Source organism: Pseudomonas koreensis, from assembly GCF_025447595.1.
GTDB classification, from domain to species: Bacteria; Pseudomonadota; Gammaproteobacteria; order Pseudomonadales; family Pseudomonadaceae; genus Aquipseudomonas; species Aquipseudomonas koreensis_H.
This window is the reverse complement of the sequence record NZ_JAOEJU010000013.1, coordinates 14,774-27,520: the sequence shown is the minus strand read 5'-3', so window position 1 is coordinate 27,520 and position 12,747 is coordinate 14,774. Positions and strand designations below refer to the sequence as shown.

The following is a 12,747-nucleotide window of genomic DNA, read 5'->3' as shown; positions in this document are numbered from 1 at the left end:
GGCTGCTCCTGGTCAAAAAACACGCAGACATCTTCCGTGCCGCATATTCCTTTAAGTTATTTATTTATGTTTTTACAAAGATTTACTGCATAAGAGATTGCCTTTATAAGGAGTCGACCTAATGCATATCCAATGCATTTCCCGGATATTTTTTATGTGAAAAATGCATATCGACTTGCGCCAACTCAGACACTTCATCGCCCTCGCCGAACAACGCAGCTTCGTCGCGGGCGCGCAGGCGGTGAACCTGTCGCAGTCGGCATTCAGCCGCAGCATTCAGGCGCTGGAACACAGCGTCGGTTGCCAGTTGGTGGATCGCGGGCGCAAGGAATTGCCGCCGACCAAACAGGGCCAGGTGCTGCTTGAACACGCGCGGCGGCTGGTCAGCGGTGCGCAGCAGATGGCCAACGAGATCAGCCAGTTCAACGGGCTGGAAGCGGGGGAATTGCGCTTCGGTTGCGGCCCGGCGCCGGCGGCAGGATTGATCCCGCGAGCGATCGGCAGCTTCATCGGCCGCTACCCGAAAGCGCGGGTGCATTACCAGGTTGATGACTGGCAGAGCCTGAGCAAAAGACTCTTTAGCGAGGAGTTCGAATTCTTCGTCGCCGACACTCGGCACTTCGAGGCAGATCCGGATTATCTGACCCACCGCTTGCGGCCGCGTAAATGGCATTTCTGCTGCCGCGCCGGGCATCCGCTCGCCGCATCGGATCGGGTCACGACCGAGCAATTGATGAGTTATCCACTGGCCGTGAGCATTCGTCCGCCGAACCTGCGCAAGGTCATCGTCGACCTCAGTGGCCGGCCGGATTTCGTCCCGAATGTGGAATGTGAAAACAGCGCCAGCCTGCTCGGTGTGGTGCTGCGCTCCGATGCAATCGGCATCGTCGGCGCCTATTCGGATGCGCTGCATCAGGCCCGGGGTGAGCTGGTGTGCTTGAAGATCGAAGGGTTGGCGGATGATCTGGAGGAGCTTTACACCCGTTACGGAATCGTCAGCCGCGCCGGGTATCGGCTGTCACCGTTGGCCGAGGCGATGATCGAGCAGATCAAGGCAATTGATGCGGCGGAAGAAGAGGTGTGTTCACTGGCGAACCTCGCCGTCTGACTTGACCTCTTCGCGAGCAAGCTCGCTCCCACAGGATCGATGTCGATCACAAATTCTCTATCCGCCAAAAAACCACAGTGGGAGCGAGCTTGCTCGCGAAGAGACCTGTGCAGGCGCCGATGCATTTCTTGCATGAAGCACATTCCCCGAATGCACTTGCCGAACACCCTTGCCGAAAGCGAAAAACCTCGCCTGTCTTTCTGACTGGTGAACCCCATGTCCAACCCGCAAAACCCCGTGCGCAACGTGCTGTACATCATGTGCGATCAACTGCGCCGCGATTACCTGTCCTGCTACGGCCACCCGCACCTGCACACCCCGAACATTGATCGCCTGGCCACCGCCGGCGTGCGCTTCAGCCGCGCCTATACACAGGGCACGATCTGCGGGCCGTCGCGGATGTCGGCCTACACCGGGCGCTATGTCAGCAGCCATCAAGTGGCGTGGAACGCCGTGCCGCTGCCGTTGGAAGAACTGACCATCGGCGATTACCTGCGCCCCCACGGCATTCGTACTGCGCTGGTCGGCAAGACCCACGCCACGGCCAACGTGGACGCCTTGCAGCGATTGGCGATCAACCCTGAAAGCGCCCAGGCCGAAGTGCTCAACGAAGTCGGCTTCGAGCCGTACTTTCGTCACGACGGCATCTTCCCCGACGATCCGCTGTTCGATGACAAACGCGAATCCGCGCCTTACACCCATTACCTGCGCGAGCAGGGTTTCGAAGGGCGCAACCCCTGGCACGACTGGGCCAACGCGGCCGAAGGCGACAACGGCGAAATCCTCAGTGGCTGGAAAATGCGCAATGCCCATTTGCCAGCGCGAATTCCCGAGCAACATTCAGAGACTGTCTACACTACAAATCGAGCCATCGACTTCATCGGTGAGCAAGGTGAAAAACCGTGGTTTTTACACCTGTCCTATATCAAACCCCACTGGCCTTACATCGTACCGGCTCCGTACCACACTTTGTACAGTACGAAATCGATTCTCGAACCGGTACGTAATGCCTCTCCAAGCGACCATCCGGTCTATCAGGCCTTTCGCCAGCATGAGGAAAGCCTGAATTTCTCCAAAGATCCGGTACGACTGAACGTGATCCCGACATACATGGGCCTGGTCAAACAGGTCGATGATCAGTTGGGGCGACTGTTCGATTTCCTGCAAAGCAACGGACGCTGGGAAGACACGCTGATCGTGTTCACCAGCGATCACGGCGACTTTCTGGGCGATCACTGGCTGGGCGAGAAGGAGTTTTTGCTGGAGCAGGCGGTGGGCGTCCCCTTGATCGTGCGCGACCCGCGTGCGGCGGCGGATGTCACGCGGGGCACGGTGGACGAACGCCTGGCGGAAACCATCGACGGCGTGCCGACCTTTCTCGAAGCCCTGGGTGTGAGGGGTGCCGAGCATCGACTGGAAGGTCGCTCGTTGATTCCGCTGCTACACGGCGAGAATCCCGACTGGCGCCGCTATGCGATCAGCGAATACGACTACGCCTTTCAGGCCCCGGCACGTGAGCGACTGGGCCAGCCGATCGACCGCTGCCGCATGACCATGGTGCGCAGCGAGCGCTGGAAATACCTGGCGTACGACGGCTTCCGGCCGCAGCTTTTCGATCTGTTGGATGATCCGCAGGAGCTGCAGGATCTGGGCGCGCATCCGGCGTATGCGGCAGTGCGCGAGGAGCATGCGGGGTATCTGTTCGAGTGGGTGCGCGGGTTGAAGCGCCGCACGACGATCAGTCATCAAGAGATTGATTTGCGGGGGCAGCGGTTTCGTTATGGGGAGCCGGAGACCGAGAAGATGGTGCAGATTGGCGTTTGGTGATTAAAAGCATCGCGAGCAAGCTCGCTCCCACAGGATTTGCGTGCGCCGTAAACCTGTGGGAACAAGCCTGCTCGCGATAAGGCCCGATCAGACGCCGACGATTTCAGCGCCTTTGATGGTCTGACTACGCTGTCCATTCGCCCCGACCGGCACTTCCCCTTTGAGCGTTACCCGACGCACCACCCGATCCTGAGTACCGTAGTCATCAATCGCATAATGCTGGGTCGAGCGGTTATCCCAGATCGCCACATCACCGGCCTTCCAGCGCCAGCGCACGACGTTTTCCTGGCGGATCACATGACTTTGCAGCAAGCCGAACAGGTGCGCCGAATCAGCCTGGGAATAGCCCTTGATGCGTTTGACGAAATGCCCCAGCAGCAAGCTCTTTTCGCCGCTGATCGGGTGCACACGGACCACCGGGTGCTCGGTCTCGTAAACCGTCGAGGTGAAGATCTTGCGATAGCGCTCGAGTTTCTCCGCCGACACGTCCGGCTTCACGGCGGCGTAGTCGTACTCGTTGCTGTGCACGGCCACCAGCTTGTCCGCCAGTTCGCGCAATTCAGTCGGCAGTTCGTTGTACGCGGTCGCGGTGTTCGCCCACAGCGTGTCGCCACCGAACGCCGGAGCCACCACCGAGCGCAGGATCGAGGCTTTCGGGTAGGCATCGACGAAGGTCACGTCGGTGTGCCAGGAGTTGGCGCGCTGCCCTTCGGCGCCGTCCAGTTCCAGCAGGTAACGGGTGCCCTCGCGGGACGGCACGGTCGGGTGCGCCACGGGCTCGCCGAGCAGATGCGCGAAGGCTTCCTGACGCTGATCGTCGAGTTGGGTCTGCTCGCGGAAGAACACGACCTTGTATTGGATCAGCGCCTGTTGAATGGCTTCAACCGTCGCGGCATCCAGCTCACCGGACAGGTGCACGCCACGGATTTCGGCGCCGATACGGCCAGCCACCGGATGAATGTCCAGCGCGTGGACAGCGGGTTTTACAGCGAGTGCGGCATTGCTCATGGGTAGACCCTCATCGACTGCTTGCGGTTGGACGGCAGCGAAACAACGCTCTATCTATATTCCATTTACATCTAATAGATATTCACATGCTTCGTTGACGGAATAAGAGCTTGCATTTAAAACCTCAAGCAACCCTCGTCGCAAATGCCTTCGAGCTATTTTTAGGATGCCGGAAAAGCATATGGATCTTCGCCAGTTGCGCTACTTCATCGCCCTCAACGAACACCGCAGTTTTGTCCGCGCGGCCGACGCCATGGGCATCACTCAACCGGCGTTCAGCCGCAGCATTCAAGGGCTGGAGCAGGAGTTCGGCTGTGTGCTGGTGGATCGCGGCAACAAGGATCTGCGCCCCACGCCCGAAGGCCAGGTGGTGCTGCAGCACGCCCTGACCCTGGTGCAGGGCGCCGCATTGCTCAGCGCCGAAGTGACGCAGATGACCAAGCTCGATGCCGGCGAACTGCACTTTGGTTGCGGCCCGGCGCCGGCGGTGAAACTGGTGCCGGACGCGGTGGCGCAATTCATCAATGCGCACCCGAAAGTGCGCACCTGTTTTCAGGTGGATAACTGGGAAAAACTCAGCCGCGCCCTGAGCCGCGAAGAGATCGAATTCTTCATCGCCGACATCCGCCATTTCGAGTCCGACCCGAACTTCCAGACCCAGCCGCTGACGCCCAAGCGCGGTGTATTTTTCTGCCGGCCGGGGCACCCGCTGCTGGCCAAGGAAAGCCTGTCGACCAACGACATGTTCGACTACCCGCTGGCGACCACGCTCATTCCGCCGGGCATTCGCAAACTGCTGGCGAATCTCAGCGGGCGGATCGATTTTTCACCGACCATCGAGACCGAGCACTTTCCGGCGCTGGTGAAAGTGGTGCTGCAATCCAACGCGATTGGCGTCGGCACTGAAGAGGCGTTTGTCGAGGACATCTCCCAAGGCTCGCTGGCGCTGCTGCACTGGCGCAATCTGCCGCAGAACCTGGAGAGCATGAATGCGCGGTGCGGGATTGTGAGCCGCACAGGATTCCGGCTGTCACCGGCGGCGCGGGCGATGATCGAGACGCTGGTGGCGGTGGATAAACAGGCGGTCAGCGTCGCGGTTTGAGGTCGTCATCGCCAGCAGGCTGGCGATGAGGTTTGTTCTGACGCTAAAAATTCAGAGCTTCGCAGCCGCCAGCTCAGGCGCCACCCACTCGTTTACCTTGAACGGCTTGCGGATCAGCTTCTGCTGCGCCGCCAGATCCACCTTGCCCTGCAGGTTTTCGAGGAACAGCGGATCCAGTGTCGACGGGAACACTTCACTCAGGTTCTGATCCTTCAGATCCTGTGTGAGGATTACCGGCGGATAGCTCGCCAGCCCCGAGACCAGTTGCACGTAGGCGTCCTTGTTGCTGTCCTGAGTCAGCCATTCCACAGCCTGCTGCTGCGCCTTGAGCAGTTTTGCCACGACATCCGGGTGCGCATCGACAAATTTGCCAGTGCCCAGGAGAACGGCCTGCACGCTGCCGGCACCACCGAGATCCTTGGTATTCAGAGGCAACTCGGCCAGGCCTTTGGCCTGCAATGCAGTCAACCCGGAGCTACCCCACGACGCATCGATCTGCTTCGCCGCCAGCGCGGCAACCGCTGCATTGAAATCGAGGTTGATCACTTTCACGTCCTTCTCGCTCAAGCCCACACTGGCCAGCGCGGCATCGAACGACAACTGGGTCGCGGTGCCGCGGAAGATCGCCACGCGCTTGCCTTTCAGATCCTGCAACGTCTTGATCCCCGACCCCGGCACCACGCCGAGGTATTGCTTCACACCCCGGGCGCTGGCGCTGAGCAGGCGCGTATCGAGACCGTTGGACTTGCCGATGATGGCCGCCAGATCCCCCAGATAAGCCAAATCGACCTGGCCGTTGGCAAACGCCTCGTTGATCACAGGTCCGGCGCCCTTGAAGAAGCTCCACTGAATCTTGATGCCCTGATCGGCGAAGGCCTTTTCGAAGATCTGCTGATCGCGCAGTACGTCCACGATGCCCCCGCCGCTGTGTTGAGTACCCGCGCTCAGATCAGGCACGGCAATCCTGATTTCCTTGAGCTCGTCGGCCTGGGCAGAGAACGCCAGCAGACCCGCCAGTGCCGGCGCGGCAAACAGACTGATGACACGTTTGAAGGGAAGGTTCATGGGTGCGGCTCCTGATCACGGCGGGCATTGAGGAGCCGAAAGTAGGCGCAATCCGTATCAGCGCTTAAATACTTAAAAAGCACATTTTTATAGCTTTTCAAGCTAAGCCAGCAAAGTCGGGACATGCAGAGCCGTATGCATGGAGAGCATCGAAAATATTCTTCGAATGCATTGGATGCGTGAAGGGCTGGAGGCCTTAAATGGCGCTGCTTATCTCCAAAATGATTATTTTCAAACTTGCTTATAACAATTGGTTTTTAGCTAATTCCGCTGACTCGATCCAACCCGACAACGGAGGTTACCATGGCCCGTGAATCCCTGCTCAGTCTGCCACTGGCCGCACCGCCGTTGAAAAGCCGGCGCACCTGGCCAAGCCTGAGCCACCGCGTTTTACCCTGGATATTACCGCTCGGACTGTTCGCGCTGTGGTGGCTGGCGGCGCGCAATCAATGGATGAGCGAACAGATTCTGCCGGCGCCATCGCTGGTGTGGAACAGCGCGATCGAGTTGTCTCAGGGCGAGTTGTGGGGTCACTTGTGGATCAGCCTGCAACGGCTGTTCTGGGGCTTGCTGGCGGGCGTTACCGCCGGCGCGGTACTCGGTGCGGCGTTGGGCTTCAGCCGTCGCCTCGAACGCCTGATCTTCCCGACCTTCGCCGGCCAGGCCCAGGTGCCGACGCTGGCGTGGATTCCGCTGTTCATGGTGTTTTTCGGCATCGGCGAAACGCTGAAACTGGTGGTGCTGATCAAGGCCATCGTGGTGCCGGTGACCCTGCACACGCTGGTCGGCGTGCGTGACGCACAACCGAAACTGCGCGAAGCCGCCGCCGTGTTGCGCCTGCCGCCACACCTGTTGATCCGCCGACTGGTGCTGCCCGCCGCCCTCCCCGCATTCATGGCCGGCGTACGTCTCGCGCTGGCCGCTGGCTGGACTTCGTTGCTTGCCGTCGAGCTGCTGGCCTCCAGCGAAGGTATCGGTTACCTGATGGTCTGGGCGCGTCAGTTGTTCATGCTCGACATCGTCTTTGTGTGCATCGTGGTGATCGGTCTGATCGGCGTGGCGATGGATCGCGGCATCGGCCTGCTGGACAAAAAACTGGTGCACTGGCCGCACCCAGCCACGGCGGAGATTCGTCGCGGCCCACGCTACGAAGGCTGGCAACGCGTGCAGCCTTGGCTGCTGCCGCTGGCGCTGTTTGCGCTGTGGCAACTGGCGGTCGATCAGCAATGGATCGATGCCAACATTCTGGTCAGTCCGTGGGTGGTGCTTGAGGCAACCAAAAACGGATTGCTCGACGGCACGTTGATTTCGGGTATGGCCCTGAGCCTGGGCCGCACCCTCGGCGGTCTGTTGATCGGCGGCGGCCTCGGCCTCGTACTGGGTCTGCTGCTGGGGCTGTCGCGTACCAGCGAACGTGTGCTCGGCCCGACCCTCGCCGCCCTGCGCCAGATCGCGATTTTCGCCTGGGTGCCGCTGCTGACCGCATGGTTCGGTCTGGGCGAACTGGCGAAGTGGGTGTTCGTCGCCCTCGCCGCTTTCTTTCCGTTGTTTGTCGCGACCCAACGCAGCGTCGCCAATCTCTCGCCGCAACTCAATGAAGCCGCGCAGGTGCTGCGCCTGAGCCTCACTCAGCGCCTGCGTCGACTGGTATTGCCGGGCGCTGCGCCGGGGATTTTTGCCGGTCTGCGCCTGAGCCTGATCTACGCCTGGCTCGGCACCATCGGCGCCGAATATTTCATGCCGTCCAACGGCGGCATCGGCAGCCAGATGATCGGCGCCCAACAACTGCTGCGCATGGATCTGATCATGGCCGGGATGCTGCTGGTCGGCCTCACCGGCGCCCTGCTCAACCTCATTGGCCAACGCCTGGAAATCCGCGCCACCCGCTGGAGACACGCATGAACGCACCGATTGTCAGCTTCAACCATGTAGGCAAATCCTTCGACGTCGACGGTTTCGAACTGGAGGCGATTCGCGAATTCAACCTCGACATCGCCGAGGGCGAATTCGTCGCCATTGTCGGCTCCAGCGGCTGTGGCAAATCCACCTTGCTGCGCTTGCTGGTGGGCCTCGATACGCAATTTCGCGGGCAGATCAGCGTCGATGGCAAAGCCATCAGCGGCATTGGCGGCGAGCGCGGCATCGTGTTTCAGGAACACCGTTTGTTCCCGTGGCTGACGGTCGCCGACAACATTGGCCTGGGTCTGGTCAACGAGCCGCTGGCTGCCTCCGAAAAGCAGCAACGCATCAACGATTTCATCGAACTGGTAGGCCTGCGCGACTTCACCCGCGCCTACCCGCATCAACTGTCCGGCGGCATGGCCCAGCGCGTGGCGATTGCTCGCGGGCTGGTGGCGAGCCCACGAATCCTGCTGCTCGACGAACCCTTCGGCGCCCTCGACGCACTGACCCGCCAGCAGATGCAGGACGAGCTGCTGGCGATTCGCGAACGGGCAAAGATCACCACGATTCTGGTCACCCACGATGTCGAGGAAGCGATTTTCCTCGCCGACCGCGTGGTGGTCATGGAACCGCGCCCCGGCCGGATCAAACAGGTGGTGGACATCGCCCTGCCCCATCCACGCCAGCGCAGCAGTTTCGACTTCCACCAGTTACGCGAAGAACTGCTGCACGAACTGACCAGTGACGACCATTACCAACCGAGCGCACCGGTGCAGATCCGCGATCTGCCGCTGTCGTTCATTGCCTGCTGAACAGGAGCCTGTTGATGCCGCAACGTCCCAACTTTCTGGTGATTCTGGCCGATGACCTCGGCTTCTCCGACATCGGTGCCTTCGGCGGCGAAATCGCCACGCCGAACCTCGATGCCTTGGCCAACAATGGCCTGCGCCTGACCGACTTTCACACTGCACCGACCTGCTCGCCGACCCGCTCGATGCTGCTCACCGGCACCGATCACCACATCGCCGGCATCGGCACCATGGCCGAAACTCTGACCCCGGAGCTGATCGGCAAACCGGGTTACGAAGGCTATCTCAACGACCGTGTCGTCGCGTTGCAGGAGTTGCTGCGCGAGGCCGGTTACCAGACCTTGATGAGCGGCAAATGGCACCTGGGCCTGACCGCCGAACTGGCGCCCCACGCCCGTGGTTTCGAACGCTCGTTCTCGCTGCTGCCCGGCGCGGCCAACCACTACGGATTCGAACCGACCTACGATGAACACACGCCCGGTCTGCTGAAATCCACCCCGGCGCTGTACATCGAGGACGACACGTTCATCGACGAATTGCCCAAGGATTTCTATTCCTCCGACGCCTTCGGCGACAAGCTGTTGCAGTACCTCAAGGAGCGTGATCAGAGCCGGCCGTTCTTCGCATACCTGCCGTTTTCTGCACCGCACTGGCCGTTACAGGCGCCCGCCGACATCGTCGAAAAATACCGTGGTCGATACGACGCGGGACCGGAAGTGCTGCGTCTCGAGCGTCTGGAAAAACTCAAATCGCTGGGGCTGATCGAGCCGGATATCGAGCCGCATCCGCTGATCCAGCTGACCGCGCAATGGGACGCGCTGAGCGATGAACAAAAACGCATTTCCGCCCGGGCGATGGAAGTCTACGCAGCAATGGTCGAGCGCATGGACTGGAACATCGGCCGCGTCGTCGACTACCTGCGTCAGCAAGGCCAGCTCGACAACACCTTCATTCTGTTCATGTCCGACAACGGTGCCGAAGGCGCGCTGCTGGAAGCCTTCCCGAAATTCGGTCCGGAGCTGGTGACCTATCTGAGCCAGCATTACGACAACAGCCTCGACAACATCGGCCGCGCCAATTCCTACGTCTGGTACGGGCCGAACTGGGCGCAGGTGGCGACCGCGCCGTCACGCCTGTTCAAGGCCTTCACCACCGAGGGCGGGATTCGCGTTCCGGCGCTGCTGCACTATCCGCAACTGCCGCTGAAGGGGCAGATCAGCCATGGTTTCGGCACGGTGATGGACATCACGCCGACCCTCCTCGATCTGGCCGGCGTGCGCCATCCGGGCAAGCTGTGGCACGGTAAACCGGTGGCACCGTTGCGCGGCAAATCGTGGCTGGGTTTCCTGTCCGGCGAGACGGCGCAGGTGCATGACGAACACACTGTCACCGGTTGGGAATTGTTCGGGCGCCGGGCGATTCGGCAGGGGCAGTGGAAGGCGGTGTGGATCCCCGGGCCGGTGGGGCCGGCGACCTGGCAGCTTTATGACCTGGGGAGTGATCCTGGGGAGATTCATGATCTGGCGTCGAGTCAGCCGCAGAGGCTTGAGGCGCTGATCGAGCATTGGCAGCGGTATGTGGAGGAGACTGGAGTGATTTTGAGTGAGTCGCCGTTTCAGCCGGATTGAGGGTGGTTGAAAAATTGCCATCGCGAGCAGGCTCGCTCCCACATTGGATCGTATTCACAATTCAATTGTGGGAGCGAGCCTGCTCGCGATGAGGACGTTGCAATCACCCGTCAAGCCTGAGCTGTACGAGCCTCTTCGGCCGATACCTTCACTTGCCGAACAAACCGGTTCGCTCTTCCGAACGTCCCGAAATCATTGAACCGAACCCCCATCTCCCGCATCACCTTATGCGCCACCGGCACCGTCAACTGGCGAATGTAAAACGGCTCCTTCACCACAAAATGATGAATCCCGTGACTGCTGCCGAAGTTGAAACAGAACGCCTGCAACGGCCACAGCCACCACGGGTTCAACACCTGACACTGCTGAAGCACATTACCCGGCTCCACATCCCCGTAGTAATGCATGTTCGAGCTGATGAAGTGCAGGCAGAAGGTGCGCAATACGTTCGGGCCAATGATCACCACAGCGGCGACGTCGATCACTTGCATCACCGACAACGTGGTCGCCGACCATTCAATCGGTGAGCCCATCAAGTAAGCGATTCCATTGGCCACATGGAACCCGAGAAACACATACCACGCCCCCCAATGCACCAGCGCCAGCGGCGCGTAGACCTTCAAAGTGCGTTTGATGATGCTGAATTTATGCGCCCAGGTCTTGGCCCGCAGCATGCGGATGAACGCCGACATCACGTTGTCCCCGACCATCAGCAACCGCGCGAAACCCCAGGGCTCGCCGTTGGTGATCGCCCGTTCTTCCATGTCGGTTTCAGTGCCGGACACCTTGTGATGATTGAGGTGCAAATGGCGGCGGATCCACGGGTTGATCGTGCTCGGCCGCGCCAGCCACACCAGGCCCATCATCAGGTTGTGCGGCACGCGCTGTTTGCGGAAATACATGCTGTGGATCAGGTCGTGTTCGAGTTCGTGGGTCAGTGAGGCGAAAAACGCGTTGAGCAACAAGCACGCCCACCACGCCATGTGCCCGGTGATGTAGAGCGCCGCCGAACCGATCATTCCGGCCAAAGCAAACGCCAGAATCCCCGCGCCGAGGGCGTCCTGACGGTTGAGAATCGGGTAGCGCTCGCGCAGCTCGACGCCCTTGGCCAGCACCACTTCGCGAATATGCGCTGATCGCTGGGCAGCATTGTGTCGCTGGGGACTTGCAGAAGTACGGTCCATGCTTCCATCCTCTGGTTATTGATGTTCGCATCCTGCCCCGCGCAGGGTCCGGACGCGGTAGCCGAGAACGCCAACCTGTTGACCGGAAGCGCCAATCAGCATGAAGGAACCGACTTCTCTCGCCAGCTGGACCCGTGCCCTGCGCAAGCAACTCGACGCGCTGGGGCTGGACAGCACTGCCCTGTGCCAGCAGGCCGGGCTCGATCCGCAACTGATGGACGACCCGAACGCCCGCTATCCGTTGTCCGCGACCACACGTCTTTGGGAAATCGCGGTGCAGGTCAGCGGTGATCCGGCGATCGGTTTGCGGGTGTCGCGATTCGTCAGCCCTACGACGTTTCACGCGCTGGGCTACGCATTGGTGGCCAGCGGCAGCCTGCGGGAAGTGTTCGAGCGGATCGTGCGTTATCACCAGGTGGTCAGCGATGCGCTGGAGCTGGAGCTGACCCGCACCGAAGACCGCTATCGGTTTTGCCTGAAAATTCCGGCCGACAACCCCGCCCCGGCCTTCGAAGCCATCGACGCCTTCGCCGCGATCTACGTGCGCACCTGCCGCAATCGCCTGGGCCGCGACTACGCACCACTGGCGGTTTATCTACGTCGTCCGGAACCGGCCGATGCACATCAATGGCACAAGGTGTTCCGCTCGCCAGTGCATTTTTCCGCCGAAGAAGACCGCATCGAATTCGCCCTCACCGACTTCGACAGCCACCTCGACGATGCCAACCCGGAACTGGCCGAGCACAACGAAGCAGTGCTCAAACGCACCCTCGCCCAGCTCAAGCCGCTGACCTGGGAGCGCAAGGTGCGCGACGCCATCGAAGAACAACTGCCGGAAGGCGAACCCAGCGCCGAACGCATCGCCCAGGCCCTGCACCTGAGCCTGCGCAGCCTGCAACGGCACCTGGCGGACGAGGGTTGTCGTTTCGACACCCTGCTGAATGAAAGCCGCGAAAACCTCGCGCTGCTGCACCTGCGCGATCCGCAATGTTCGCTGAGCGAGGTGAGTTATCTGTTGGGATTTGCCGACACCAGCAGCTTCAGTCGCGCGTTCAAACGCTGGACGGGGATGACACCGGGGCAGTTTCGGGATCAGTTACGCTGAGCGCACATG

Annotated in this window: 10 protein-coding genes; 7 read left to right on the top strand and 3 right to left on the bottom strand. The window is 60.8% G+C overall.

Features of this window, described 5'->3' with window-relative positions; genetic code table 11:
- The first annotated feature begins 163 nt into the window (after positions 1–163).
- Positions 164–1,108, top strand: coding sequence for a LysR family transcriptional regulator (locus tag N8H71_RS16585; RefSeq protein WP_262194817.1), 945 nt, complete (start codon positions 164–166; stop codon positions 1,106–1,108).
- Positions 1,109–1,324: 216 nt separating this feature from the next.
- Positions 1,325–2,935 (top strand): alkaline phosphatase family protein, encoded by a 1,611-nt coding sequence (locus N8H71_RS16580; RefSeq protein WP_262194816.1) that lies wholly within the window; start codon positions 1,325–1,327, stop codon positions 2,933–2,935.
- Between the two features lie 87 nt (positions 2,936–3,022).
- Here the strand turns inward: N8H71_RS16580 and N8H71_RS16575 are convergent, their stop codons facing one another.
- Positions 3,023–3,943 carry a TauD/TfdA dioxygenase family protein gene (locus N8H71_RS16575; protein ID WP_007952791.1) on the bottom strand — a complete coding sequence of 307 codons (921 nt, stop codon included), beginning with the start codon at positions 3,941–3,943 and terminating at the stop codon, positions 3,023–3,025.
- A 181-nt stretch (positions 3,944–4,124) separates the two neighbouring features.
- Here N8H71_RS16575 and N8H71_RS16570 point away from each other — a divergent pair, with 181 nt between their 5' ends.
- Positions 4,125–5,045: a LysR family transcriptional regulator gene (locus tag N8H71_RS16570; protein WP_262194814.1), complete on the top strand. Its 921-nt coding sequence runs from the start codon at positions 4,125–4,127 to the stop codon at positions 5,043–5,045.
- A gap of 51 nt (positions 5,046–5,096) precedes the next feature.
- On the opposite strand, the gene N8H71_RS16565 is transcribed toward N8H71_RS16570, so the two are convergent.
- Entirely contained in the window at positions 5,097–6,110 is a 1,014-nt protein-coding gene (locus N8H71_RS16565) for an ABC transporter substrate-binding protein (protein ID WP_262194813.1), read from the bottom strand.
- Between the two features lie 303 nt (positions 6,111–6,413).
- Between N8H71_RS16565 and N8H71_RS16560 the strand changes: the two genes are divergently transcribed.
- Genes N8H71_RS16560 through N8H71_RS16550 form a run of 3 tightly spaced genes read left to right on the top strand, consistent with a single transcriptional unit; the run spans position 6,414 to position 10,449 of the window.
- Entirely contained in the window at positions 6,414–8,012 is a 1,599-nt protein-coding gene (locus tag N8H71_RS16560) for an ABC transporter permease (protein ID WP_262194812.1), read from the top strand.
- On the top strand, positions 8,009–8,824 hold the full coding sequence (locus N8H71_RS16555) for an ABC transporter ATP-binding protein (RefSeq protein WP_262194811.1): 816 nt from the start codon (positions 8,009–8,011) through the stop codon (positions 8,822–8,824). Before N8H71_RS16560 ends, N8H71_RS16555 begins: the two co-directional genes overlap by 4 nt.
- A 14-nt stretch (positions 8,825–8,838) precedes the next feature.
- Positions 8,839–10,449 carry an arylsulfatase gene (locus N8H71_RS16550; protein WP_262194810.1) on the top strand — a complete coding sequence of 537 codons (1,611 nt, stop codon included), beginning with the start codon at positions 8,839–8,841 and terminating at the stop codon, positions 10,447–10,449.
- Between the two features lie 110 nt (positions 10,450–10,559).
- On the opposite strand, the gene N8H71_RS16545 is transcribed toward N8H71_RS16550, so the two are convergent.
- The gene (locus N8H71_RS16545; protein WP_262194809.1) at positions 10,560–11,633 is read right to left on the bottom strand and encodes a fatty acid desaturase; all 1,074 of its coding nucleotides are present in this window, start codon (positions 11,631–11,633) and stop codon (positions 10,560–10,562) included.
- 100 nt (positions 11,634–11,733) lie between these two features.
- On the opposite strand from N8H71_RS16545, the gene N8H71_RS16540 reads away from it, so the two are divergent.
- A complete protein-coding gene (locus N8H71_RS16540; protein WP_262194808.1) occupies positions 11,734–12,738 on the top strand; it encodes an AraC family transcriptional regulator in 1,005 nt (334 codons plus the stop codon).
- Positions 12,739–12,747 lie beyond the last annotated feature (9 nt).